The sequence below is a fragment of the Nocardia sp. NPDC059228 genome (genome assembly GCF_042754245.1).
Classification (GTDB): Bacteria; Actinomycetota; Actinomycetes; order Mycobacteriales; family Mycobacteriaceae; genus Nocardia.
Window position 1 is genome coordinate 335,572 of record NZ_JBHZAL010000001.1, and the last position, 24,604, is coordinate 360,175.

A 24,604-nucleotide genomic window follows, 5' to 3' on the forward strand; every position below is an offset into this window, starting at 1 on the left:
CATTTGGACGATTGACCTGAAAGAACTGAACAGCGATGCCGAGACACAGGACCACCACGGCCCGGATCGGGCGCGCCGGGCGCTGGATCCGCGGACTGCTCACCGCGGCACTGGCGGGTGCGCTGATCGCGCCCGCCGCCGTCGCCCAGGCCGCGCCCGCGGGCTCCGCGCTCGCGCGGCTCCACACCGACGGCGTGCGGTTCGTCGACGACAGCGGCCGCGTCGTCCTGCTGCACGGCGTCAACAATGTCGACAAGGAGCCGCCCTTCCTCGAACCCGGCGACGGCCTCACCGTCACCGCCGACGATGCGGCGCTGCTCGCGCGGCACGGCTTCAACACCGTGCGCCTCGGCGTCTCCTTCGACGCGCTCATGCCGACCAAGGGCGTGGTCGACACCGCCTACCTCGATCGCGTCGCCGGCGTAGTGGACACGTTGGCGCAGTATGGGATTCACACTCTGCTCGACAACCACCAGGACGGACTCTCGAGCATCTGGGGCGGCAACGGCTTTCCCGAATGGGCCATCCACGCGCGGCCCAGCGGCCTGGAGCCCAATGTCGGCTTCCCGTTCTACTATCTGATGCCCAGCATGAACTCCGGCTGGGACGAGGTCTGGAACAACACCTACGGAGTGCTCGACTACCTGGGTGACGCGCTCGGGGCGCTCGCGGCGCGGGTGAGCGGACACCCGGGCGCGCTCGGCATCGAATTGCTGAACGAGCCGTGGCCGGGTTCGGCCTTCCTGTCCTGTTTCCCGAACGGCTGTCCGGGCTTCGACGCCAAATACCAGGCGGCCATGCAGAAGCTGACCGATGCCGTGCGTGGCCGTAACGGCGACCTCATGGTGCTGTGGGAACCCAATGTCACCTGGAACGAGACCATGCCCACGAATCTGGGGAAGAATCCGCCGATCAGCGCGCCCGACATCGCCTTCGCGCCACACGACTACTGCATCCCGAGTCAGCTCGCCATCTATTCGGGGCTGCCCGCCTTCCTGCGCGGTCTGTGCCCGGTGCAGCAGGCCAAGACCTGGAGCAATATCGACGCCTTCACCGCCCGCACCCAGTTGCCCACCCTGGTCACCGAATTCGGTGACGGCGACGCGTCCGTGCTGAGCAATACCCTCGGCCGCGCCGACGAGCGCTTCGTCAGCTGGCAGTACTGGACCTACACCTCGCGGTTCGGCGCGGGCGGGCCGAAGCCGGACCCGTTCCTCGGGGATGTCGGTAAGCAGTTGGTGCGGACCTATCCGCAGGCCACCGCCGGCACGCCGGGGCGGATGATCTTCGATCCCGCCACCGGCGACTTCGCCTACCGGTACACCCCGCGCCCGGCGAGTGGACCGACCGAGATCTATGTGTCGGATCTGCACTATCCGGACGGGTACGCGGTACGGGTCGACGGCGGCCATGTCACCTCCGCGGCGGGTGCCCGGGTGGTGACGGTGGAGGCCGACGCGTCGACGCCGGTGACCGTCTATGTCAACCGGCCGGGGTCGAAGGGTGCGACCGTGCCCAGTGGTCCGATCGGGACGGGTTCGGCGGACAGTGGTTCGGCGAGCGGCTCGGCCGACAGCGGTTCCGCGAGCGGCTCGGCCGACAGTGGTTCGGCCAGTGGCTCGGTGGGCACCGGATCGGGGACCGGTTCGGCACGCTGATGCGCGAAACCCGTTGATGCGCTTGTGTAACGAGTCGAGGGTGGGGAGCGACACAGGGCGCAGGGACAACGTTGGACCTGCGCCCAGTTTGATCCGATCGAGAGGTATAGACCGTGAACGCCTTCAGCCTGCAATTGCTCAGTGCCCTCCCGACCATCCTCGTGAACCTCTCGTGGCTGGGCATGCGCGGGCTGTCCATGCTGCACTGAGAAAATCATGCGATTCTGATATAACCCCCATGTCGGATGCGCGTGCGGGCCGCACACAGGTATTCTCACCGCGTTCACAGCCGTGAATTGTTCGGTGAGAAAGGTTTTCGCTAGTGAAGTTCGCAGGAACGAGGACGCTGGTGCGCCTCGTACTCGCCCTCGTGGCGGTGGCCGTGGCCGTACTGGCCGTTTCCGGCTGTTCGATGCTGAAGGACGCCAGTAAGTCCGACACCGCCAAGTCCAAGGTGGGTGACTGCATCAACGTCATCGAAGGCTCGGCCACCGACTCGAAGACGGCGCCGGTCGACTGCTCCGACCAGAAGGCGGTGTACAAGGTCGCGGCGGTCTACGACAAGAAGACCGACTGCAAGGAAGAGGAGACCTCCTACGAGGAGACCCTCAATGGCGGCACCACCGCGTTCCTGTGCCTGAGCCCGAACTTCAAGGAGGGCGCCTGCTACAACGAGAGCCCGTCCACCGGCTACAAGTACGTGGCGTGCACGGCTCCCGAGGCGTCCTTCAAGGTGCTCAAGCGGATCGAAGGCCAGGACGACGAATTCGCCTGTGACGCCAACACCGCCACCAGCTTCCGCATCATTCACGACCCGAAGACCACGTTCTGCCTAGGTAACCCGAAGGGGTAGCCCGGCGCTCGGGACCTGCGGCCCGGTACGCGGACGACATGACGAATGTCGTTCGGGTACCGGGTTTTTCCTGTTCCAGGGCGACCGAGGCCGCTATTCGACCAGGGCGACCGACGCGATGCGGTGCAGCGTGAAGTGGCGGACCGCGCCGGTGACCGGATCCAGGGCATCGAGCTGGCCGCCGCCGACCTTGAGGGGTTCGACCACGCGCTGGGTGGCGACGCCCTGGGCGTCCACGTAACCGATGTGGACGGGGCGGCGGGTGCGGGCGGCCAGCTGCAGCAGATTGAGGGTGGCGGCGGTGCTGGTGCGGGTGCCGTCGGAGCGCACCGCCTGGCCGGGGCGGACATTGGCGGCGCGTTCGCCCGCGCGGAGTTCGGCGACCAGGGATTCGAGCTGTTCGGTGCTCGGCGGGTTGGGCCGCCAGTTCGGGCGCTGCCGGCCCCGCGCGGACAGACGGGCCCCGCGGGGTCGCAGGTCGACGATGGCGCCGGACGAATCCTCGCCCGCCGGGCTGAAACCGGCGGCGCGCAGCCGCTCCAGCACCTCGGCCAGCGGCGCCTGCGAGATGGCGACGGTCGGGGCCACGGCACGCAGCGCGAGTTCGCCGGCCACGGGTGCGGCCAGCACCTCCGCGAGCAGCGTCGGGTCCTCACTGCGCACGAAGCTCTGCGCCATGCCCGCGCGCAGGCGCCCGTGGCGGCGGGCCACATCGTCGATGAGATAGGTCAGCGACTGGGGGACCGGGGTGCGGGAGCGCGTGGTGAACAGATTGTGCAGTTCCGCGGCCGTCGCGCCCGCGTCCAGCGCCCGGCGCACCGAGGTGTCGCTGATGCGGTAAACCGTTGCGGCGCCCGCGGATTCGACATCGGCGACCATGGCGACCCGGTCCTGGAGTTCCGGGGTGAGCGGACCGGGCGCGATGACCGTCAGATCCGCCTGCACCAGGACGTGGTCCACCGGCTCCGGCAGCGCGATCGCCATCTCCGATTCGGCGTCCTCCGGACTGCCGTGCAGCAGGGCCCAGCCCGCCGAGCTGAGGGCCCCGCGCGCCACCAGCCCGAGCGCCTCGGCCTCGGCCAGCGTGTTCGCCACCGCCTCCAGCCGGTAGTGCCGTCGCCGGCGCGGTTGCCGCCAGGCCAGGATCCGGCCCAGGTCGGCGGCGGAGACCTCGGTGCCGGGCGGGAATTCGGCCAGCGCGCCGAGCACGGCGTGCCGGTCGCGGACGGCGTGCACATACCGCAGCTCCGTCGACAGCGCGGCCAGGGGCTTGTCATTGGCGTCGCGCAGGCCGATCATCCACGGGAACCGGTCCAGGTCCAGCCAGGCCTGTGCCAGCACCGTCCAGCGCCGCGGCGGCACCACCGCGAGCCAGGCGTCGGCGGTGGTGGTGGGCGCCCAGTAGTCTTCGGCGCCGTCGCCGTCGGGCGCGGGCTCGGGAGTGCCCTTGTCGATCAGCCGGGCCGCGGTGAGCACCTCGGCCAGCAGGCCGACCCGGTTCTCGTCGATGCCGGTCTGCTTGGCGACGCGGCGCAGCTCGCGGATGCCGAGACCGCCGGAGCGCAGCACCGGGGCGGGCGACCCGCCCAGCGCCTCCAGCACGGCCGCGCTGTGCCGCAGCAGTTCTCCCACCTCGCCCGCGGCCACCGCATTGATGTCGGCGGGGGCGTGCTTGGTCGAATCCGGGTGCGGCGGCACCAGCGCATGCGGATCACTGACCGGCTCGTTGCGCAGCACCTGCCCGACCGAGACCGGCAGCTCCACGGTCTCCTCGTCGATCCAGTTCAGCAGCCGGTGCGCCAGCAGTCGCTGCACCGGGCGCTCGGAGGGGGTGCCGGGCGCGGCATCGCGGGTGCGCCCGCGCGGTCCGGTGCCGGCCAGCTTCTCCAGCAGGGCCCGCTCCTGCGGGGTGGACGCGGCCAGAGCCGCGGTGATCTCGGGTTCGGTGAGCGCGTCCGGCAGTTCGGTGGTGCTACCCAGCGGCCACGGCAGCGCCTCCTGGGCGGCGGGTGTCACGCGCAGAGCGGTATCCGGGCCCCAGACCAGGGCGCGGGCGCGCAGCTTCTGCAGCGCGGCATTGACGGTGGCCGCCGGAACCCGGTCCGACAGCAGCTTGCGCAGGGTCTTGGCGGGCAGCGGCACGGCGCGGCCGCCGTCTCCGGCCCCTTGCACCACCAGGGTTTCGATGACGGCGAAATCGAGGGTGTCCAGCTCGTCGCCCGCGCGCAGCACCGAGGCGCGCTGTTCGGTCCGCGCGGCCAGCACGGCCATCGAACCGGGCAGGGGGACAGCCAGATCGGGCCGCAACTGCAGCAGCGTCACGAGATCCGCGTCGCTGCGCTTGGAAAGCCATTCAGCCAGAGTCATATCCGCGCGGGCGGCGGATTTCGCGGACTCGGCGGGACGGGCGGCCGCGTCGGCGGTCGTGGCTGAGGTGGGGAGGTCGGTCACTTCACCCGATCCATCGGGCAGCCGGCATGTCGGGCCGGGCGCGGTTCATCGGGCACGGTGCGGACGCGGTTCAGCGGCCGCCGCGGCGACCAGGCGGTAGGTGGGGCTGCTGGCACGGTGCCCGCCCCGCGGGCCTGGGGTCGTATGCGCGGCGGCCGCCCGGGAACGAGCGCCGTTAACCGCATGGTTGTCGGTCGTACGTCGGATCAGCGGTTGACGATGGTGTGCGGGTGCACGTAGGGCAGCTGATCGGCCGGCAGCGGGAACTCGGTGTCCTCACCGTACGGGGACAGGCCACCGGAGCGGGTCGAGGAGAGTTCGGTGACCGCGTGATCGCCATTGGCCATCTCCGGCCAGCCATTGTCGACATAGGGTTTGTTCGATTTGTTCACCACGCGCTCATTCTGGCATGCGGCCATCGGGACCGCCCCCTCCGGCACCCCGAAGTTTGCCCCCGCCACGGCGTTCCGCCGGCAACCCCGGAAATCGCGAATGCCCCGCATCGGCATTGATGCGGGGCATTCCGAAGAGGGAACGGGTGCTACTGCGGCAGCAGGCCCTTGTTCGCCTCGAAGAAGTTCACGATGCTGGGGTCCAGCTTGGTGCCGTTGGCCTTGGTGGCATTGAGGAAATCCAGTGCGGGCTGCGGGATCTGGACGCCCTGCGACTGGGCGACCGCGATGGCGCGGTCCACGGCCTGGAAGACTTCCTGGGTGCCGTCGCTGCCAGCGCCGGGGCCCGCCTGCTGCGGGTTCCACTGCGGGGTGTCCGAGGTCGCGGGCGCGGGAGCGGTCCGCGGCGTGGATCCACTGGTCAGGCCGAGGCTCGAGGAGCAGGTGGGCCAGGCGCCCCAGCCCTGCGTGGCGAGCACCTTCTCGGCGACCGCGATCTGCTGCTCGCGGGTGGCCTGGTTGGCGGTGGGGGCGTATTCGCCGCCGCCCGCTGCGTTCCAGGTGCCGGGCGAGAACTGCAGCCCACCCTGGAAACCGTTGCCGGTGTTGATGCCCCAGTTACCGCCGGCTTCGCACTGTGCGAGGCGATCCCAGTCGGAGTCGGGTGCCGCGCTGGCGTTACCCGCCATGGCCACTCCGGCGCCGCCGAGAGCGATGCCCGTCAGGGCAACCTTGGCGACAGTGCGGCCAGTGTTGGTCGGCTTGCGATGGCGTCCACTCATTTTCGGGTCTTTCCTCTCGTACGCGCCTGCGAGGCCGACTACCGGGGTCGAACTGAGAGGTCGTCCGGCCCGGCGCACTGGATGTGCGCTGTTCCTCGTCTTCGCCCCTTTTCTCCAGTTGGGGGTCCGGTACCCGCGGGGCGAAGTTCGGTGCGGCGGGCCGGTGGCGCCGGGCTGACCCGGCGAGGAAGACACTACGACGACCGCCGCCAAAAATCACCATTTGGTAACCGACGTGTCTGTCCGGGTCACTAACCGGCGCAAGCGGTTCCGGATGGCTTCTGTGCAGGTGGTCACGGCGAGTCCCCGCCGATAGGGGTCTGTCATCGCTCTGTGACCTTCTTGTTATGTGACGAAGATCACATGCATGCTCGGGTAACGAACTGGGCAATCTCCGTGTCGTCGCCCGCGTGTCGGCGGAGTCCCGATCCTGACCCGGACGGTCAGCGGGACCGGCGGCCCGACCAGAGCGCGTAGACCACCGAGAGCAGGAAACCCAGCGGCGCGCACATGGCGAGCAGATACAGCCACAGACCCGGCTTCGCATCGGTCAGCAGATGCACGCCGAAGATCGCGAACACCGCCAGTAATCCAATCGCGAACAGGCCCAAGGCGATATACAGCAGCCAGCTCGCGGAACCGCGAGGGGCCTGCTTGGAAGAAGTGTCGGACACCTCTGAACCGTAAAACTGATGTGCTTGGGCTATTCGCACCGGGGTAGACTCGGTGTCAGTCGCGTCCTGCATAGCTGTGTGGGGCGCGTTCTTTTCGCAAACGGAAAGGTCGCCGGCGCATGCGTCCGGCGACCACGAATGTGCCCGGCTGCCCGGGCTTGAATGACGAACGGGTGAGCGCAGTGCCGACCGGCAAGGTGAAGTGGTACGACGTCGAAAAGGGCTTCGGCTTCCTTTCCCAGGATGAGGGCGAGGACGTCTATGTTCGATCGTCGGCGCTGCCCGATGGCGTGGAGGTCCTCAAACCGGGCCAGCGCGTCGAATTCGGAATGGCGGCGGGTCGCCGTGGCCCGCAGGCGCTTTCGCTGAAGCTGCTGGAGACCCCGTCGCTGCGCGAGGAGCGCGGCGGCCGTGGCGAGCGCGGCGACCGTCGCGGCGGCGGACGCAATGACGCCCCCATCAATCGCAAGAGCGTCGACGAGCTGCACGGCCTCATCGAGGACATGATCACGCTGTTGGAGACCAAGGTGCAGCCGGATCTGCGCCGCGGCAAGTACCCCGACCGCAAGACCGCCCAGCGCATCGCCGAAGTGGTGCGCGGCGTGGCGCGGGAGCTCGACCACTAGGTCGCGACGAGAAGTCAACGGGCCCCGGTGATTCCATCACCGGGGCCCGTTCCGTTGTTGAGGCAGGCGGGATCTCAGCTGAAGAGCACGGGATCGAACGCGGGGGTGTGCAGCGCCCAGATCCCGCGGGAGATGACACCCTCGTTACCGTTCTCGTCACGGGCGGGTATCGGCAGGTGCAGTTCCATGATGGCCAGGCGCACGTGCTCGGTCGGCGGGGTCTTGATGGTCAGGGTGAGCGGCTTGTCGTATTTGGGATCCTTATCCCGCTCCGGCTTGCCCGACAGCCGCCAGGGCTGCTTGTAGGTCAGGACCTCCGCGTCGGCCTTGTTGTTCGGCAGGCGGTAGCCGATCAGCATCTCCCACGGCGCGTCGGCGACCTCCTTGGGCAGCGAGATCTGCACCGTCGAACCCGGGGGCACATCGAGATCGGAGACGGACTGGGTGGAATTGCACTTGCCGATCGCCAGCCGGTCCTTCGATACCTCGAGGTCGCAGTACAGGAACGGATTCACCGACACCGACTTCCCGTGCGCGTACGCGGTGATCTGCGGATCCGGCTTGGTGGTGTGGCGGGCGATGACGACGATCGCGGCGAAATAGGCCACTGCCACCACGACTAGAACCGCCAGCAGAGCGATGATCGTGCGGGCTTTGGGTTGGTTCACCGGGGCTTCCTGTCCGTCACTGGGTGGGTTCCCCCGCGCCGTGCGCGGCGGGGATCTCCTGCTTGGCGTGCTGAGGTCGGTTACCGCCCAAACCGGGCAGCAGCGAATGACCACGGTAGCTGACCACGGTTTGGATCAAGCCCAGCGCCATCACCGACGCGACCACGGTGAAACCGATCCACCAGGTCGGCGGCAGCATCACGCCCAGCGCACCGCCGATCACCCAGGACAGCTGCAGCACGGTCTCGGAACGGCCGAAACCGGAGGCGATCGATTCCGGCGGCAGATCGTCCTGGATGGAGGCGTCGAGCGAGACCTTGGCCAGGGCACTCGCGCCCGAGGCGATCAGGGTGGCGATCCCGGCGCCCATCAGGTTGCCCATCAGCGCAGCCACGACCGCGACGCCGACGCACGCGGCGGTGCAACTGAGCACGATCAACTGCGGGCGACCGAGTTTCATGCGCGCGCCGGAGGCATTGCCCGCGAAATTGCCGACACCCGCGGCCACGACGATGACGCCCAGCATCGCCACCTGTTGCACGGCCCGATGCTCGGTGGACTTGGCGACGAAGGCGCCGTAGAAGGTGAGGAAGCCGGTCAGGATTCGTACGGTGCTGTTGCCCCACAGCCCGGTCACCACCGAACGGCCCAGGGGCTGACGGCGTTTGCTCGCCTGCACGGTGTCGGCCCGGCTCGGGTCCAGCACCTCGGTGCGGGCGTCGTTGCCGTGGTAGCCGAGGGTGGCCGGGACCTCGCCCTCGGTGACCTCCACCCAGGAGGGGATGCGCAGACTCAGGATCATTCCCGCCGCCGCCAGCGCCGCGGCGAACAGCAGCGCGCCCGTGGAGCCCGCGATCTTGGCGCACAGGGCGGCCACCGCGCCGGCGCCCATGGTGCCGCCGACGAGACCGAACACGGTGAGCCGGGAGTTGGTGCGCACCAGGTCGATTCCCGGTGGCAGCACGCGCGGGGTAACCGCGGACTTCAGCACCGAGAACGACTTGCTGAGGATCATCATGCACAGGGCGAGCGGGTACAGCGCCCAGTTGTCGATATTGAAGATGAGCAGCCCGGCGATGAACACACGCAGCGCGAACGAGCCCGCCAGCGCGACCCGGCGACCGCGTTGCAGGCGGTCCAGCATGGGGCCGATGACCGGCGCGATCACCGCGAACGGGGCGATCGTGATCAAGAGGTACAGCGCCACCTTGGTTTTGGACTCCGCCGTGGCGCTCGCGAAGAACAGTGTGTTGGCCAGGGCCACCGCGATCGCGGCGTCGGTGGCGAAGTTGGCCATGGTGGCGTAGATGAGCGCGGTGAGACCCGACTCCTCCGCCCCGTCGGCCTTGGCGGCGCGCTGGAAGGTCGCGAAACCGCTCTGCGTCAGCTCGATGCTGCGGCGTGCCGCGACCCGGGTGACGGTCAGTTTGCGGGGCGGCTTGTGCAGCCCGCCGCTGTCCTGGGCATCCGGATCGGCTTCGTGCGAAAACGATTGCGTGCGAGCCGTTTCCGGGTGCGGCGGTTCGGGGTGCGGGTGCCGCGTGTTGCCGGGGCGCGTCGGCTGACCCTGATCGCGGTGTGCGGGCGGCGCGGATTCCGGCTCATGCGATCGGGATAGGGCCGCGGATTCCGGGTCGTAGCGCACCCGCCGCGTGGTGCCGAAGTCGTGCGGCTGCTGCCAGGTTTCCGGCTCGCTCGCGGTTCCCTTGGGCGGCTGGGTCTCGTACGGCCGGGTTGGCGGGTTGTCCTTGGCCCCGTCGTGCGTTTCGGCCTTGTCGTGGCGGCGCCGCGCCCAGCGCGACGTACGGCCCTCCGGTTCGCGGCCTGGGCTGCGCGGAGATTCGCCGCGCGACCTCGACGGCGGGTCGGTGGGACGCGCGGACATACGCCGGGCCAGGAATTCCGGCACTTCGCCCTCGTCGCCCGGCGGGACGGGTCGGCGGCCCGCGCGGTTGGCGGGCGGATAGCGGTCGTACCCCGGGTGCCGTTCGATCATGGGAGAGTCCTCGTCGCCCCAGCGACCTGGGTCGGCACCGGGGTCACGGGGAGGAGTCACGCACCCAATTCTTGCAGTGCCGTCGGCCGGTGGCTGCACTACGGCCGGTGTGGGCCGCCACAAGTTCGGAGCGACCGGTCGCGATGGACCAGATCAGGCGGGGACGAAACGCACTTCGTAGGACGTCGGCCACTTCTTGCCGGTGAGGAGGAAGTGGTCGGTGCCGGGGAGGTGGGCGATGCCGTTGAGGACATCGGTGTCGGGGGTGCGGGCGCTGCGGGGGAGCAGGCCGGAGGCGTCGATCGCCGCGAGGACCTCCCCGGTGCCCGGATCGATGCGCAGGATCGTGTTCGTCGGAAAGGTGTTGGCGTAGACGGAACCGTCGGGGGCGCAATCCAGTTCGTTGAGCTCGGCATCCTTGCGGCTGGTCAGCGCCACGCTCCCGGTGATCGCGAAGCTCTGTGGATCGCGGAAGGTGAGGGTCGAGCTGCCATTGCTCATGAGCACGCGATCGTCCCGGGTGCACAGGCCCCAGCCCTCGCCGTCGAAATGCGCGGTGCGCAGTTCGGCGAGAGTGCCCGGGTCGCGGGCGATGGCCACGCCGTTCTTGTAGGTGAGCTGCCACAGTACGTCGCCGGCCCGGGTGATGCCCTCGCCGAACAGGGGTGCGGGCAGGTCGGCGCGGGCGAGTTCGGCGCCGGTGTTCAGGTCCGTGGCCCGGATCGAGGAATTGCCGGCGAGTCCGGTGCCCTCGTAGAGAACCGACCCGTCGACCTCCAACCCCTCGGTGAACGCGCCCGGGTCGTGCGGCCGGGTGGCGACCACCTCGACCCGCAGCTTCGGCGTGTTGTCGCTGCTGGTGCAGCCGGTCGCGGTCGCGGCCAGGGTCAGGGCCGTGGACAGCGTGATCGTGACGGCCGCTACCGGTGCACGGCGTTTGCGCTCCATACGGCAAAATGTAGGGCGTGAGCGCGGTTGGAGTTTCGGAGTCCGGTATGCGGCCGATCCTGGCGGAGGCGGTCGAGCTGGCCCGCCGTGCGCTCCTGGACCTGGAACCGGTCGGGGTGGGCGCGCATCTGGGCGTGACCGGCGAGGACGAATCCTCGGCCACCCATCACTTCGAGGCGACGCTGCCCGGCTATCGCGGCTGGCAGTGGGCGGTCGTGGTGGCCGCGCCGCCGGAGGCGACCACCGCCACGGTGAGCGAGTCGGCACTGCTGCCCGGGCCGGACGCACTGGTGGCGCCCGACTTCATCCCGTGGGATCAGCGCATCCGCCCCGGCGATCTCGCGCCCGGCGATCTGCTGGCCCCGCCGCCCGGCGACCCGCGCCTGGTGCCCGGCTATGTCGCCACCGGTGACCCGGCCGTCGACGAGGTCGCCCTCGAGATCGGGCTCGGCCGCACCCAGGCGCTCTCCCGCGAGGGCCGCGAGGAGGCCGCCTACCGCTGGTTCTCCGAATACGGCCCCGACACCGACATGGCCCGCGCCGCCCCGTCCACCTGCGGCCGCTGCGCCTTCTTCGTTCGCATGGCCGGCGCCCTGGGCGCTGCCTTCGGCGTCTGCGCCAATGCCATGGGCGCCGACGGCCATGTGGTCCACGTCGCCTACGGCTGCGGCGCCCACTCCGACGTCGAACTCCCCACCGGCGGCGGCTCTCCCCTCTACGAGGCCTACGACGACGCCGCCGTGGACCTGTTCCCCACCGCCGATCTCCGCATCGAAACCGGCGCGCTGGAAGCGGAATCCGTCAGGAACCGCGAAGTAGACGGATCCGGCGCGGTAGCGGGTGCGGAAGCGCCTGCGAGCGACACCGATTCGACGCCGATCGTGACGGACGCCGACGCGACCGCTGATGCCGCCACCACTGCTGCCACGACGTCCGACGCTGACGCGGCCGCCGCCGCGACGTCCGACGCTGACGCCGCCGTGACCGCTGATGCCGCTGTGACCGGTGACGCCGCCGCTGAGCCCGCCGCGACTGCTGATGCGGCCGTGACCGCTGACGCCGCCGTAACCGCTGACGCCGCCGCTGAGCCCGCCGCGACTGCTGATGCCGCTGTGACCGGTGACGCCGCCGCTGAGCCCGCGACTGCTGACGCTGCCGCGACGACCGAGGCCGTGGAAGCCGAACTTGGCGCTGTGGCCGAGGTGGAATCGGGCGAGGCGGACGAATCTGGCGCGGCTCGGACCGCGGAGACCGACACGGTCGCTGCGGACACGAACGTTGCGGCTGATGCCGATTCGGCCACGGGCCTGGCTGATGAAGCGGATGTGCAGGCGGGTGTGGTCGATCCGGACGCCGAGGTCGGCGCTGTGCCGGTGGTGCCCGAGAGTGGCGAGGCCGCAGGACCGTCCGAGAACGGCGAGGCTGCGGGAGCGTCCGAGAAGTCGGTGGCCGCGGACGATTCCGGCACGGCTGGGTTGTTCGAGGCGGGCGATCCGGATGCGGTGTACGACGATGCGTGGGCCGTGAATGCGGTGCGGGTGGAGCCCGAGACCGGTTCGGCCGAGTCGCGCTGAGGCGCTCGCCCGGATAGGTTGTAGCGCCGCCGGATTCCCGGCGGCGGGTGCGGTTTTCGATGGATCGCGCCGTAGTTCTGTGAGATACCCGGATGCTTGGCTCTGGCGTGCCATCAACGGTTGTGCGGAAGGGGTGTAGGGCGTGGTCGCGACCGATGCGGGGGATCCGTTCGGGACGGCGGAACTGCGGGCCGGGGTGGTGGCCGCCTGGCGCGGGTCGCCCACCCGGTTGCGGGAGGACGCCGCCACGGAGGCGGACCTGGTCCGGGCTGGATACCGGGACCGGTTGCTGACCGAGCTGGCGCAGAACGCCGCCGACGCCGCCGCCAAGGCGGGCGTCGACGGGCGGATCGCGGTGTGGCTGGACGGCCGCACCCTGCATGTGGCCAATACCGGTGCGCCGCTGGATGTTTCGGGCGTGCACGCGCTCACCGCGTTGCGCGCCTCGGGGAAGACGGACGCCGCGGCCGTCGGGCAGTTCGGGGTGGGATTCACCGCCGTGCTGACGGTGTCGGACGAGGTGGAGTTCCGTTCGACCGGCGGCTCGGTGCGGTTCTCACGGGCCGAGACCTGGGCGCTGCTCGGCGCGCAGGGCATCGAGATCCCGCAGACGCCGGACGATTTCGAGCCGCCGGCGCTGCGACTGGCCTGGGCCACCGCGGAGCAGCCCGTGACCGGCTTCGACAGTGAGATCGTGCTGCGGTTGCGCGAGCACGTGGACACCGTCGCCCTGCTCACGGAGATGCGGTCGGAGGCGGCCGATCTGCTGCTGGAACTGCCCGCGCTGCACGCCATCCGGATCGGTGACGACGAGATCGCCAGTGCCGAGCGGGAACTCGGTGAGGGCCTCACGGAACTGCGGATCACCGGCTCGAATTCCGATGAGCGCGTGTGGTGGCAGTACCGCACCGAGCGCGCCCGCTGGCTGCTGCCCGTGCGCGACGGCCGCCCGATCGCCACCCGCCCCGATGTGCTGCGCGCACCCACCCGCTCCGATGAGGAGCTGTCCATTCCGGCGCTGCTCATCGCCGACATCCCCATGCAGCCGGACCGCCGCCGCCTGCTCCCCGGCGCGCACCTGACCGCGCTGGCCGCCGGTTACGCCGCGTTCGCGCGCGCCCTGCCGCCGCGCGACCGCCTGGTCCTGGTCCCCACTCCCGGCTTCGCCCGCAGCGAGGCGGACGGCCTGCTCCGCGAGGCCCTGATCGCCGAGCTCCGCGACAACGAGTGGCTGCCGGTTCTCGCCGGCCGTCCGCAACGCGCTGCCGAATATGCCCCGGCGCCAGAAGAATTCGACGCCGCGTTCGGCGTGACGGCAGCCGGCAGTGGTACCGAGGCCGATCAGGTGCGGGCATCGCGGGATCCCGATACCGCGGCCGCGCTCGAACTGGCCGCCGCGCCGGACGTCGACTCGGCCGCCGCGCCGACCGCCAAGGCGAGCGCGGCATGGGAGCAGGAAACCCTGCCGCTGTGGGATCTTCCAGCCCAGGACGAGGCGCCCGGCGACACGGTCGAACCCCACGACGCCATCGGACCGCACGATGTGGTCGCGACCTTCGACTCGGCCGAGTTCGAGGAACCATCCCCAGTGGACCTGGGGATGGTTGTGAATGAATCGGCGATCACCGAAACCCCGGGCGCGGATTCGCGGGCGAATGTCGCCTCGCCGCGCCGGGCCACCGTATTCACCGGTGCGACCGTGGAATTGGCCGATCTGCTGGCGGACATGGTCGGCCCGCTGGTGATTCCGGAGCTGTCCGGCCGCATGTACGCCGATGCTCTCGCCGTGCTGGATGTGCACCGGATCGGCCTGGCGCGGATCGCCGAGCTGTCGAGCAGCCTGGAACGTGAACCGCAGTGGTGGTATTCGCTCTACGACGCCCTGGAGCCGTTCGCGGTGGATCCGCTGGCGGTGGAGGAACTGGGCGCGCTGGCGGTGCCGCTGACCGACGGCCGCCTGGTGACCGGCCCGCGCACGGTGGTGCTGGATGACCGTCTGGAACAGGCGATTCCGGTGCACTGGGCGCGTCTGGTGCACCCGGAGGCGGCGCACGAGCTGCTGGGCCGGCTGGGCGCGCGCCCGGCCACGCCGGAGGATCTGCTCAATGACGCGGGGCTGCAGGCGGTGCTGGAGGACGATCCGAGCGATCCGGACACCGTCGACGCGGTGCTGAAGCTGGCGGCCACCACCCTGGCCGCGCCGGGTGTCCTCCCGTCCTGGCTGGGCCTGGTCGAATTGCCCGATATCGACGGCGAATCGACGCCGGCCGACGAACTGCTGCTGCCCGATGCGCCGCTGGCCCGCGTGCTCGTCGAAGATTCGCCGTTCACCACCGTGGATGCCGGCGTGCTCGAACGCTACGGTCCGGAGGCCCTGCGCGCCATCGGTGTCGGCTGGAGCTTCACCCTGGTCGCCGAGTCGGATCCGACCGGCCCGGACCACCATCTCGACGACGAGGAGACCTGGTGGGAGGGTCTGGTCGAGGATCCGGCCGAACTGGTGGCGGTCCGCGACCTGGACCTGGTGGACGACGCCGAATGGCCGGAGGCGCTGCGGCTGTTGCTGTCCGATGAGACGACCCGCCGGCTGCTCGCGGACCGCGACGGCTACACCGCCTGGTGGCTGCGCCATCACGCGCACATCGACGGCATTCCGCTGGGCCTGCTGCGCCACCCGGACGACACCCTGTTCGCGGGTCTGCTCCCGCAGCTGCCGGGCTTCGACGCGAACGATCTGGCGGTGCTGCGCGGCGTGCTCGCCGACCCGGAGGTGCTCACCCCCGCGCTGGCCGAGGAACTCCTCGACGCCCTCGCCGATCCGGCGAGAATGCCCACCCCGGAATCGATTTCACAGACGTACCGGTATCTGGCCGAGGCGCTCGACGCGGGCCGCCTGGACACCGAGGATCTGGTGCTGCCGGGTCAGGTGCGCGCCCTCACCGGCGAGGTGATCCCGGCCGCGGACGCCCTGGTGCTGGATCGCCCCTGGCTGGGCCCGGCGCTGCCCGCCGACCGGCTGGTCGTGGGTGACCTGGTGTCGGCGCGCCCGCTGGCCACGCTGCTGGATCTGCCGCTGGCCTCCGAGGCGGTGACGGCGGAGGTGGTGAGCACCGGCCGGGAGACCAGCTGGACCGCCGAGCCGCTGGGCGTGCTGCTGCGCCTGCAGTTCGACTTGCCGCTGCCCGCGGGCGATCTCGTGGTGCACGACGAACTCCGGGTGCGGCTGACGGGTGCGTTCGAGGCCACGGTGACGGTCGCGTGGTGGCGGGAGGGCGACATCACCCACGTGCAGGCGCAGCCGCAGAACTTCTCGCGCCGCTGAGAATGCGCGCCGGCCCGAATGGCCGTGCGCGGGCCCGGCCTGGATGAGATACACAGGCGGGCAGGCGAATTCGGGTCCGGCGCGGGCGATGCTGCACAGTGCCCGCGCCGGAGCGGGGGAGGCCCGGGTCAGGCCGCGTGGGCTGCCACGGTGGTGGCGAGGACGTCCAATTGCTGACGGACAGCGGCGCTGTCGTTGTCGACCAGCCAGCGCAGCACGATGCCGTCGATCGCCGCCAGGATGAAACGGGACAGCGTGTCGACGGAAACGGTCCAGGAGGTGCCGGTGGCTTCGCGCGCGTGTTCGATGACATCGGCGACCGTGGAGTCGTTGAAGGTGTACTGCTCGCGTGCGATGGCGAGTTTCGCGGGGGTCTGCTCGCCTTCGCGTAGGGCGTAGGTGGTGGTTTCGTAGGTGAGTAGTTGGCGCTCCGGAGTGGCTTCGATGTTGAGCCACATGAGTTCCAGACCGGCGCGCACCAATTGTTGCAGCGCTTCTTTTCCGGTTCCGACGTCCTGCCATACCGTTTCGTTGGCATCGACGGAATCGCGCAATTCCATCGAGAGTGCCTTGACCAGCTCGGTCATCAGCTGATCTTTGTTTTCGAAACAGTAATGCACCACACCGAGGGAAACACCGGCTGCCTGGGCAACATCGCGCGTGGTAACTCCTGCCACGCCCTTTTTTTCGGCAAGGCCGATGGCTGCCTCGATAAGGTGGGCCCGTCGTTCTTCGACGCTCAATCGGGAGGACACTCCAGGGAGTTAAGCCTCCGAGGCGCGTGCAGTCAATTCGCACGGTCCGCAAGTTCGTTTTGCCAGACCACTCTGGACGGCCGACCAGTCGCTTTGAGCGGTAATCCGGGCCCGGGCCCGCTAATCCAGACCGAGCTGTGCGCCTTTGTCCCCGCGCCGCGCGCTCCGGCGCTGAATCGCGAAGATCGTGTAGCCGAGCAGACCCACCGCCAGGCCCATCAGGCAAACCGGACGCGCGGTCGCCCACGCGTCGTTCGCCCACACCGCCACCGTCGCGATCAGGAAACCGATGCTGCCCACGGCCAGTACCGGGCGCGGATCGGTGAAGCGCGGGGGAATCTCCGGAACGGGCGGCGTGGTCACCCCACCAGACTAAGGGCAGGGGCCGGTCCGGGTGGCGCGCCGGGGCGGCCGGCCCCCACGCACCGGAACAGCCGACTCCCGCGCGGGCGGTCCCGTATCGTTTGCCTCTGTGACAACGCCTTCCGACATTCGAGCGCTCGCCGGTGAACTTTCGCTGGCGGTGGTGCGCTTGACTCGGCATCTGCGGGGCCGGCGGGCCGATGCCCAGATTTCGCTGACCCAGCTGTCCGCGCTCGCCACGCTGAATCGGGAGGGCGCCATGACGCCGGGCACGCTGGCCGCCAAGGAGCGGGTGCAGCCGCCGTCGATGACCCGGGTCATCGCCTCGCTGTCGGAAATGGATCTGGTGGAACGCAATCCGCACCCCACCGACGGGCGGCAGATCATCGTGTCGCTGTCCGACGCCGGGCGGGCCCTGATCGCCGACGAGAACCAGGCCCGCGAGGCCTGGATGACCGATCAGCTGTCCCGGCTGTCCCCCGCCCAGGTCGGGGTGCTCGCCGAGGCGGTCGGGATCATGAAGCAGATCGTCGACGAATCCGAGTGACTCAGTAGCCGAAACGCCGGTCGCTGTCCACGATTTCGCGGCCCAGGGGGAACAGGGAGATCGGGATCAGCTTGAGATTGGCCCAGGCGAACGGGATCCCGATGATGGTGACGGCGAGGGCGACGCTGGTCATCAGGTGACCCAGCGCCAGCCACCAGCCCGCCACGACGATCCAGATGATGTTGCCGAGCATCGAGCCCACGCCCGCGCTCGGCTTCTCCACCGCTTCCCGGCCGAAGGGCCAGAGCACGAAGTTGGCGATGCGGAAGGACGCGACGCCCCACGGGATGGTCACGATCAGCACGCAGCAGATCAGCCCGGCGATGACATAGCCGACGGCCATCCAGAATCCGACCAGCACGAGCCACAGGACGTTGAGTATCAACTGGATGGGTTTCACGTATCCCAGCATGCCAGCGTCCGGTGCTCACCCACCACCGGGAAAACCCTGAACTCTCGCCCGGGGTGGCCCCGCCCGAATCGGGTGAAATGCCCCGAAAGGCGGGTTGAAGAATTGACCATAGTTAATACTGTGCTATCTAAACTTATGCAGCTCTATCCATCTTTTTGGCAAGGAAAGAATCTGGAGCGCATTTAGAGCAAAGGAATATTCCGGTTCCAACGCCGCGCCGGACCCGGCAGCCGTTTTCGTCAGTCGACTCAGAAGAACCAGCCGAGTTCGGCGTCGCGTTCGGCGGCGAACGCCTCGTCGAATGCGCGCAGCACGGCCGCGTCCTTGGCCTGGATCCGGCCGGCGGCGGCGAAGACCCGGGCCCGGTACGCGCCGAAGTAGAGGCTGCCGAGTACATCGATACCGAGTTCCAGATCCGGGGTGCGGCCGGTGGGCGCGCACTCGGCGATGCCGTCGTGCACTCGCAGCGCGAAGCTGCCGCCCGCGTCGCGGAACGGATCGTCCACGGACAGCACGACATCCAGATCCCGCTGGTAGGTGCGGGCGGTGAGAGCGGCGGGGACGTCCATGACGCGGGTCCACAGCGCGTCGTGGCGGCCGGTGACGCGCACCAGACGCGGATTCGTGACCAGGTAGGGGAGCGGATCGTTATCGCTCAGCGTGGCCTCGACCGTGTCCACCAGATCCAGGCTCAGCAGCACCCGCCACAGCGCGACATGGGCTTCCGGTGTGACAGCCCGCAATTCGCGGACCGTGGCGGTGTTCTTGTCCGCGTGCCAGGCGCGCCGCAGGATGGCGTAGCCGTCCGGATGGATCAGGAAGAACTGCGGTGAGCTCTCCTCGTTCTGTACCGCGTCGGCGAAGAACCGCTGCTGCCAGCGGGCTGCGGGCCGTACCTGCGCGCCGGGGACCAGCCGCCGCCAGCGGTCGTAGATCTCGGGCAACCGGACCTTCGCCTCTTCCAGGTCGGCGACCTGCACCCCTCCGGGATCCGGTGTGGTGGAACGGAATTCGGCGGTGCGCCCGCGCACGGAGATCTCGTTCTCGACAATGGACGGGCCGTAGCCGAAGCGGCCGTAGATGGTGCCCTCGCTGGCGGTGAAGATGGTGAGCGGTATGCCCTCGGCCTCGGTGCGCCGATGCTGCTCGGTGTAGAGCGCCCGCAGTATGCCGCGCCGCCGATGGGTGGGCGCGACCACGACGCTGCTGACGCCGCAGGCCTGCACGGTGCGCGCGCCGGGCACGGTGACGGTCATGGTGCGGTCGTTGGTGTGCCCGACGATGCGATCGCCGTCCACGGCCACCAGGGCCCGCTCGGTCGGAAAGACGTCGCCGCCGAATTCCAGATCGGCCGGGCCGACCCGCATCCCGAAGCAGATCTCCGAGAGCCGGAGGATTTCCGCCCGCTCGTCCGCCCGCGCCGAACGCACGGTAATGCCATTCGTCGATGCCATACCCCGAACATCCCACGTATTACCGGTCCTCGCACCCGATTTTCTCCGGTGCCACCTGCCGCCCCCGCCGCGGCAGGTGGCACCGGAACTGAGATCGTTTCCATCTCACGGGAACAAGATTGCCGTCGCACCCCAGCGAGATTCTTAACAAGAGCTTGTGAACGAAAAACCCCGCCGCAACGATGCGTTGCGGCGGGGTTCGTCGGAAGCCATTCGGGCACAAGGCCCGTCGGGGTCAGCGACCGTTGATCTGCACGTAGTCGCGCTCGCCGTAGCCGGTGTAGATCTGGCGCGGACGGCCGATCTTCAGCGGCTCCCGGTGCATCTCGCGCCAGTGGGCGATCCAGCCCGGCAGGCGGCCCATGGCGAAGAGCACGGTGAACATGCGGGTCGGGAAGCCCATGGCCCGGTAGATGACGCCGGTGTAGAAGTCGACGTTCGGGTACAGGCGACGCTCGATGAAGTACTCATCGGTGAGGGCGGCCTCTTCGAGGGACTTGGCGATGTCGAGCAGCTGGTCGTCGCCACCGATCTTGGCCAGGATGTTGTCCGCGACCTGCTTGACCAGCGTGGCGCGCGGGTCGTAGTTGCGGTAGACGCGGTGCCCGAAGCCCATGAGCTTCACGCCGTCTTCCTTGTTCTTGACCTTGCGGACGAACTCCTTGACGTCGCCGCCGCTGGCCTTGATGTCGTCCAGCATCTCCAGCACGGCCTGGTTGGCGCCGCCGTGCAGCGGGCCCCACAGCGCGTTGATGCCGCCGGAGACGGAGGTGAACAGGTTGGCGTCGGACGAACCCACCAGGCGCACAGTCGAAGTCGAGCAGTTCTGCTCGTGGTCGGCGTGCAGGATGAGCAGCATGTCCAGTGCCGCGGCGATCTCCGGGTCGACCTCGTAGGGCTCGGCCGGGAAGCCGAAGGTCATCCGCAGGAAGTTCTCCACCAGCGACAGCGAGTTGTCCGGGTACAGGAACGGCTGGCCGACCGACTTCTTGTACGCGTAGGCCGCGATGGTCGGCAGCTTGGCGAGCAGTCGGATGGTGGACAGCTCGACCTGCTCGGGGTCGCGCGGGTCCAGCGAGTCCTGGTAGTAGGCCGACAGCGCGTTGACCGCGGAGGACAGCACCGGCATCGGGTGCGCGTTGCGCGGGAAGCCGTCGAAGAACCGCTTCAGGTCCTCGTGCAGCAGGGTGTGCCGGCGGATCCGGTTGGTGAAGTCGTCGAGCTGGGCCTGGGTCGGCAGCTCGCCGTAGATCAGCAGGTAGCTGACCTCGATGAAGGTCGACTTGCCGGCCAGCTGCTCGATCGGGTACCCGCGGTAGCGCAGGATGCCCGCCTCGCCGTCGATATAGGTGATGGCCGACTTGGTCGAGGCGGTGTTCATGAAACCGGGGTCATAGGTGACGTACCCGGTGCTGGCGAGCAGCTTGCCCAGGTCGATTCCGTCATTGCCCTCGACAGCCTTGGCGACGGTCATCGGGTACTCGCCGCCCGGGTATTGCAGTACCGGCTTGGCGTCGTCGTCGACGTTGATGATGTTCTCAGCGGGCACGGAAGGATCCCTCTCAGGCTTGTAACCGTAGGCATCGGACACGGTCGGCGTGCGATGCGCTCGAGTCAACGCTAGCCGCTGTCCACTACGCCCCACGAATGAGGGTGGCTCTTTGCTACCTCACAGTCACATCGTTCGCAGGTGAGGAGAGCGGCGGTCATGTGCTATGGGCATGAACCCCGCGACATCACGCGAGCTGCACCTCCGAATACGCACGTGCCACCCGGTATCGAACGAACGCCGGAAACGCCACGGCCGCGATCATCATGCCGATCACGACCAGGACGCCACCGCCGGCCGCAGCTGTCGCGGTACCCACCGCCGCCGCCGCGAAACCGTGCGCAACATCACCGATGCGCGGTCCACCCGCCACGACGACGATGAAGACCCCTTGCAGTCGTCCGCGCATCTCGTCGGTCGCCACCGACTGCAGCATGGTAGTGCGCAGGGCCGCGGAGAACATGTCCACCGCGCCGCCGAAAGCCAGGCAGGCCAGCGCGATCCAGAGCGCGAGCGTCATGCTCAGCCCGTGCCCGACCAGGCCCACGGCCAGGCCGAACCCGACCATGCCCAGCCCCCACAGCACGATGCAGACCACCACGGCCAGACCCTGCCGCCGCACCCGCGACAGCCAGCCGGAGAACACCCCGCCCAGCACCGCGCCCACCGACATGGCCGCGAACAGCAGGCCCAGAGCCGTTCCGCCGGAAGCGGTGTCGCCGAAGCTGTCCTGGGCGATCTGCGGGAACAGGGCGCGCGGCATGCCGAACACCATGGCCACCACGTCGACCGCGAACGAGGCCAGCAGGATGCGCTGGGTGGCCAGATAGGCGAAACCGTCGAACACCTCGCGCAGGCCCGCGCGCCGGGTCTCGCCGTGCGGCGGGATGGGCGGCAGTTTCCAGGTGGCCCACAGCGTGGCCAGCAGCGCGATGGAGTCGACCAGGTACAGCGTGGCCAGGCCCGCGAACGGAATCAGCATGCCCGCCAGCACGGGTCCGGCGATGGCGCCGAACTGCATGACCGTCATGCTCAGCGAATTGGCCGCGGGCAGCTGCTCGGGCGGCAGCAGCCGGGGGTAGATGGCACTACGCGCGGGCTGGTTCATGGCGAAGAACGCCTGCTGCACCGAGAACAGGATCAGCACCAGCCAGGCATTGTTCAGCCCGGCGGCGGCCTGCGCCCAGAAGGCCAGCGAGGTCAGGCCGGTGCCCGCACTGGTGACGAGCAGCATTCTGCGGCGGTCCATGGCGTCGGCGAGCGCGCCGCCCCACAGGCCGAACACGATGAGCGGGATGAGGCCGAACAGCCCGGCCAGGCCGACATACGAAGAGCTGTGGGTGATGTCGTAGAGCTGTTTGGGGACGGCTACGACGGACAGCTGTGCGCCGATCACGGTGACGACGCCGGTGGTCCAGAGCCTCCGGTAGTCAGGATTCCGTAATGGAGTTATGTCGGCGAGCAGCTTCACCGGCCCAACGTAGCGACGCCGACGATCGCTTGGGAAGGCATTTTGGGCCGATCATCCCACCATTTGAACGTGAGATATCCAACTCTTTCGGGCCGGCGCGAGTCGGTCAGGGTTGCAGGCGTTCGACTTTCATGACCGACACGTCGGTATTGCCCGGTTCGACGGTGACCCGGATGCGGTTGTGCATGCGGCTGCGGCGGCCCTGCCAGAACTCCACGGTCTCCGGCTGAATCTGGAAGCCGCCCCAGAACGGCGGCACCGGGATGTCGCCGACCTCGGCGAACCGGGCGGCCGTCGCATCCATCTGCCGGTCCAATTCGGCACGGGAGGCGATAGGCCGCGACTGCTCCGAGGCCCACGCGCCCAGCCGGGAACCGCGCGGACGGGACTGCCAGTACAACTCGGTGGCCTCGGCCGGGACCCGCCGCACCGGCCCGCGCACGGTGACCTGCCGGCCCATGGCGGGCCACACGAAAGTGGCCGAGGCATACGGGGTTCGGGTCAGCTGGCGGCCCTTGAACGATTCGTAATTCGTGTAGAAAGTCACACCTTCGGGAGAAAGCCCCTTGCACAGGACAGTTCGCGACGCGGGCCGCGGACCGGTTTCGGTGACCTCGACGGTGCTCAGCACCATCGAGTTCGGATCGGTCATGCCCGCGCTGGTCGCGTCCTCGATCCAGTTGCGCAGCAACGGCTCCCAGCCGTCGGACAGCCAGGTCTCGTCGAGGTCGGTTTCCGGGCCCGGATGGTTGTCGCCCTGATCGACTCCGTACTCGACCCGCAGGGCAGCCATGTCGATGTCGGGCGTGGCGAATTTCTCCTGGTCAACCATGGGGCAGACGTTACTCCGGAGTAATGCGGGGGTTAAGCTCCAGTTGATCGGCGTGGCTGCCCAAAGATCGGGCGGCCCGACTTTGCAAGGAGAGTCACAACATGACTGCCAGCGCTGCGGTACCAAGCTCGGTCGTCCCCGACGGCTTCGTGAGCGGTCTCGAGGGTGTGGTGGCCTTCACCACCGATATCGCCGAACCCGACAAGGACGGCGGTGCACTGCGGTACCGCGGCGTCGACATCGAGGACCTCGTCGGCAACTCGGTCACCTTCGGTGACGTGTGGGCCCTGCTGGTCGACGGCGAATTCGGCCGTGGCCTACCGCCCGCCGAGCCGTTCCCGCTCCCCATCCACACCGGCGACGTGCGCGTCGACGTGCAGGCCGGCCTGGCCATGCTGGCCCCGATCTGGGGCTACGAGCCGCTGCTCGACATCGACGACGACACCGCCCGCGAGAACCTCGCCCGGGCCTCGGTCATGGCGCTGTCCTACGTCGCCCAGTCGGCGCGCGGCATCTACCAGCCGGCCGTGCCGCAGGCGAAGATCGACGAGTCGGCCACCATTACCGAGCGGTTCATGACCCGCTGGAAGGGTGACCCGGACCCGCGCCACATCGAGGCCATCGACGCCTACTGGGTGTCGGCCGCCGAGCACGGCATGAACGCCTCCACCTTCACCGCCCGCGTCATCGCCTCCACCGGCGCCGACGTGGCGGCCTCGCTGTCCGGCGCCATCGGCGCCATGTCCGGCCCGCTGCACGGCGGCGCCCCGGCCCGTGTGCTGCCCATGATCGAAGCCGTCGAGAAGACCGGCGACGCACGGGCTCTGGTCAAAGGCATCCTGGACCGCAAGGAGAAGCTGATGGGCTTCGGCCACCGGGTCTACCGGGCCGAGGACCCGCGCGCCCGCGTGCTGCGCGCCACCGCCAAGCGCCTCGACGCCCCGCGCTACGAGGTCGCCGCCGCCCTGGAGCAGGCCGCCCTGGCCGAGCTGCGCGAGCGCCGCCCTGACCGCGCCATCGAGACCAATGTCGAGTTCTGGGCCGCCGTGATCCTGGACTTCGCCGAGGTCCCGGCGCACATGATGCCCGCCATGTTCACCTGTGGCCGCACCGCCGGCTGGTGTGCCCACATCCTGGAGCAGAAGAAGCTGGGCAAGCTGGTCCGCCCGGCCGCCATCTACACCGGCCCGGCCCCGCGCAAGCCCGACGCCGTCCCGGGCTGGGATCTGGTGTCGCACAAGTAATCCGGTTCGAACACGACGGTGGCCCGCAGCGAG

21 protein-coding genes are annotated in these 24,604 nt (G+C 69.1%); 7 read left to right on the forward strand and 14 right to left on the reverse strand.

What is annotated here, in order from left to right; genetic code table 11:
* The first annotated feature begins 35 nt into the window (after positions 1–35).
* Complete coding sequence (locus ACFXKA_RS01555) at positions 36–1,658, forward strand: cellulase family glycosylhydrolase (protein ID WP_379425367.1); 1,623 nt, start codon at positions 36–38, stop codon at positions 1,656–1,658.
* 322 nt (positions 1,659–1,980) lie between these two features.
* On the forward strand, positions 1,981–2,511 hold the full coding sequence (locus tag ACFXKA_RS01560; RefSeq protein ID WP_354830886.1) for a hypothetical protein: 531 nt from the start codon (positions 1,981–1,983) through the stop codon (positions 2,509–2,511).
* 93 nt (positions 2,512–2,604) lie between these two features.
* On the opposite strand, the gene ACFXKA_RS01565 is transcribed toward ACFXKA_RS01560, so the two are convergent.
* From ACFXKA_RS01565 to ACFXKA_RS01580, 4 genes are all read right to left on the reverse strand, one after another.
* Positions 2,605–4,878: a helicase-associated domain-containing protein gene (locus ACFXKA_RS01565; protein WP_379425873.1), complete on the reverse strand. Its 2,274-nt coding sequence runs from the start codon at positions 4,876–4,878 to the stop codon at positions 2,605–2,607.
* 290 nt (positions 4,879–5,168) lie between these two features.
* Entirely contained in the window at positions 5,169–5,357 is a 189-nt protein-coding gene (locus tag ACFXKA_RS01570; protein ID WP_120743826.1) for a hypothetical protein, read from the reverse strand.
* Positions 5,358–5,503: 146 nt separating this feature from the next.
* Positions 5,504–6,136 (reverse strand): transglycosylase family protein, encoded by a 633-nt coding sequence (locus ACFXKA_RS01575; RefSeq protein ID WP_354830883.1) that lies wholly within the window; start codon positions 6,134–6,136, stop codon positions 5,504–5,506.
* A gap of 443 nt (positions 6,137–6,579) precedes the next feature.
* Positions 6,580–6,810 (reverse strand): hypothetical protein, encoded by a 231-nt coding sequence (locus ACFXKA_RS01580; protein WP_354830880.1) that lies wholly within the window; start codon positions 6,808–6,810, stop codon positions 6,580–6,582.
* 182 nt (positions 6,811–6,992) lie between these two features.
* Here ACFXKA_RS01580 and ACFXKA_RS01585 point away from each other — a divergent pair, with 182 nt between their 5' ends.
* Positions 6,993–7,436 (forward strand): cold-shock protein, encoded by a 444-nt coding sequence (locus tag ACFXKA_RS01585; RefSeq protein ID WP_379425875.1) that lies wholly within the window; start codon positions 6,993–6,995, stop codon positions 7,434–7,436.
* A 74-nt stretch (positions 7,437–7,510) separates the two neighbouring features.
* Here ACFXKA_RS01585 and ACFXKA_RS01590 read toward each other — a convergent pair whose 3' ends face one another.
* From ACFXKA_RS01590 to ACFXKA_RS01600, 3 genes are all read right to left on the reverse strand, one after another.
* Complete coding sequence (locus ACFXKA_RS01590) at positions 7,511–8,104, reverse strand: DUF2771 family protein (RefSeq protein ID WP_354830877.1); 594 nt, start codon at positions 8,102–8,104, stop codon at positions 7,511–7,513.
* A 16-nt stretch (positions 8,105–8,120) separates the two neighbouring features.
* On the reverse strand, positions 8,121–10,100 hold the full coding sequence (locus tag ACFXKA_RS01595; RefSeq protein ID WP_379425369.1) for an MFS transporter: 1,980 nt from the start codon (positions 10,098–10,100) through the stop codon (positions 8,121–8,123).
* 153 nt (positions 10,101–10,253) lie between these two features.
* Positions 10,254–11,048, reverse strand: coding sequence for a glutaminyl-peptide cyclotransferase (locus ACFXKA_RS01600; protein ID WP_379425370.1), 795 nt, complete (start codon positions 11,046–11,048; stop codon positions 10,254–10,256).
* A 17-nt stretch (positions 11,049–11,065) separates the two neighbouring features.
* On the opposite strand from ACFXKA_RS01600, the gene ACFXKA_RS01605 reads away from it, so the two are divergent.
* Together ACFXKA_RS01605 and ACFXKA_RS01610 are read left to right on the forward strand one after the other, a co-directional pair.
* Positions 11,066–12,622 carry a DUF3027 domain-containing protein gene (locus ACFXKA_RS01605; protein WP_379425371.1) on the forward strand — a complete coding sequence of 519 codons (1,557 nt, stop codon included), beginning with the start codon at positions 11,066–11,068 and terminating at the stop codon, positions 12,620–12,622.
* Between the two features lie 142 nt (positions 12,623–12,764).
* Entirely contained in the window at positions 12,765–15,944 is a 3,180-nt protein-coding gene (locus ACFXKA_RS01610) for a sacsin N-terminal ATP-binding-like domain-containing protein (RefSeq protein WP_379425372.1), read from the forward strand.
* Between the two features lie 128 nt (positions 15,945–16,072).
* On the opposite strand, the gene ACFXKA_RS01615 is transcribed toward ACFXKA_RS01610, so the two are convergent.
* Both ACFXKA_RS01615 and ACFXKA_RS01620 read right to left on the reverse strand, forming a co-directional pair.
* Positions 16,073–16,687, reverse strand: a complete 615-nt coding sequence (locus tag ACFXKA_RS01615) for a TetR family transcriptional regulator (RefSeq protein WP_354830864.1) — start codon at positions 16,685–16,687, stop codon at positions 16,073–16,075.
* A gap of 132 nt (positions 16,688–16,819) precedes the next feature.
* Positions 16,820–17,062: a DUF2530 domain-containing protein gene (locus tag ACFXKA_RS01620; RefSeq protein WP_354830862.1), complete on the reverse strand. Its 243-nt coding sequence runs from the start codon at positions 17,060–17,062 to the stop codon at positions 16,820–16,822.
* A 109-nt stretch (positions 17,063–17,171) separates the two neighbouring features.
* On the opposite strand from ACFXKA_RS01620, the gene ACFXKA_RS01625 reads away from it, so the two are divergent.
* Complete coding sequence (locus tag ACFXKA_RS01625; RefSeq protein WP_354830859.1) at positions 17,172–17,609, forward strand: MarR family transcriptional regulator; 438 nt, start codon at positions 17,172–17,174, stop codon at positions 17,607–17,609.
* Between the two features lies 1 nt (position 17,610).
* Here ACFXKA_RS01625 and ACFXKA_RS01630 read toward each other — a convergent pair whose 3' ends face one another.
* The 5 genes from ACFXKA_RS01630 to pdxH all read right to left on the reverse strand — a co-directional run bounded on the left by ACFXKA_RS01630 (position 17,611) and on the right by pdxH (position 23,327).
* A complete protein-coding gene (locus ACFXKA_RS01630; RefSeq protein ID WP_379425877.1) occupies positions 17,611–18,000 on the reverse strand; it encodes a YccF domain-containing protein in 390 nt (129 codons plus the stop codon).
* 269 nt (positions 18,001–18,269) lie between these two features.
* Complete coding sequence (locus ACFXKA_RS01635) at positions 18,270–19,475, reverse strand: GNAT family N-acetyltransferase (RefSeq protein WP_379425373.1); 1,206 nt, start codon at positions 19,473–19,475, stop codon at positions 18,270–18,272.
* Between the two features lie 235 nt (positions 19,476–19,710).
* Positions 19,711–21,024: a citrate synthase gene (locus ACFXKA_RS01640; RefSeq protein ID WP_354830853.1), complete on the reverse strand. Its 1,314-nt coding sequence runs from the start codon at positions 21,022–21,024 to the stop codon at positions 19,711–19,713.
* Between the two features lie 187 nt (positions 21,025–21,211).
* Complete coding sequence (locus ACFXKA_RS01645) at positions 21,212–22,495, reverse strand: MFS transporter (RefSeq protein WP_379425374.1); 1,284 nt, start codon at positions 22,493–22,495, stop codon at positions 21,212–21,214.
* Positions 22,496–22,601: 106 nt separating this feature from the next.
* Positions 22,602–23,327, reverse strand: coding sequence for a pyridoxamine 5'-phosphate oxidase (gene pdxH, locus ACFXKA_RS01650; protein ID WP_379425375.1), 726 nt, complete (start codon positions 23,325–23,327; stop codon positions 22,602–22,604).
* Positions 23,328–23,428: 101 nt separating this feature from the next.
* Between pdxH and ACFXKA_RS01655 the strand changes: the two genes are divergently transcribed.
* Entirely contained in the window at positions 23,429–24,571 is a 1,143-nt protein-coding gene (locus ACFXKA_RS01655) for a citrate synthase 2 (protein ID WP_354830844.1), read from the forward strand.
* Positions 24,572–24,604 lie beyond the last annotated feature (33 nt).

Coding starts and splice junctions, on each gene's coding strand:
- ACFXKA_RS01575 (WP_354830883.1), bottom strand. CDS start 6,136: ATGAGTGGACGCCATCGCAAGCCGACCAACACTGGCCGCACTGTCGCC.
- ACFXKA_RS01655 (WP_354830844.1), top strand. CDS start 23,429: ATGACTGCCAGCGCTGCGGTACCAAGCTCGGTCGTCCCCGACGGCTTC.
- pdxH (WP_379425375.1), bottom strand. CDS start 23,327: ATGGTTGACCAGGAGAAATTCGCCACGCCCGACATCGACATGGCTGCC.
- ACFXKA_RS01600 (WP_379425370.1), bottom strand. CDS start 11,048: ATGGAGCGCAAACGCCGTGCACCGGTAGCGGCCGTCACGATCACGCTG.
- ACFXKA_RS01555 (WP_379425367.1), top strand. CDS start 36: ATGCCGAGACACAGGACCACCACGGCCCGGATCGGGCGCGCCGGGCGC.
- ACFXKA_RS01595 (WP_379425369.1), bottom strand. CDS start 10,100: ATGATCGAACGGCACCCGGGGTACGACCGCTATCCGCCCGCCAACCGC.
- ACFXKA_RS01565 (WP_379425873.1), bottom strand. CDS start 4,878: ATGACTCTGGCTGAATGGCTTTCCAAGCGCAGCGACGCGGATCTCGTG.
- ACFXKA_RS01635 (WP_379425373.1), bottom strand. CDS start 19,475: ATGGCATCGACGAATGGCATTACCGTGCGTTCGGCGCGGGCGGACGAG.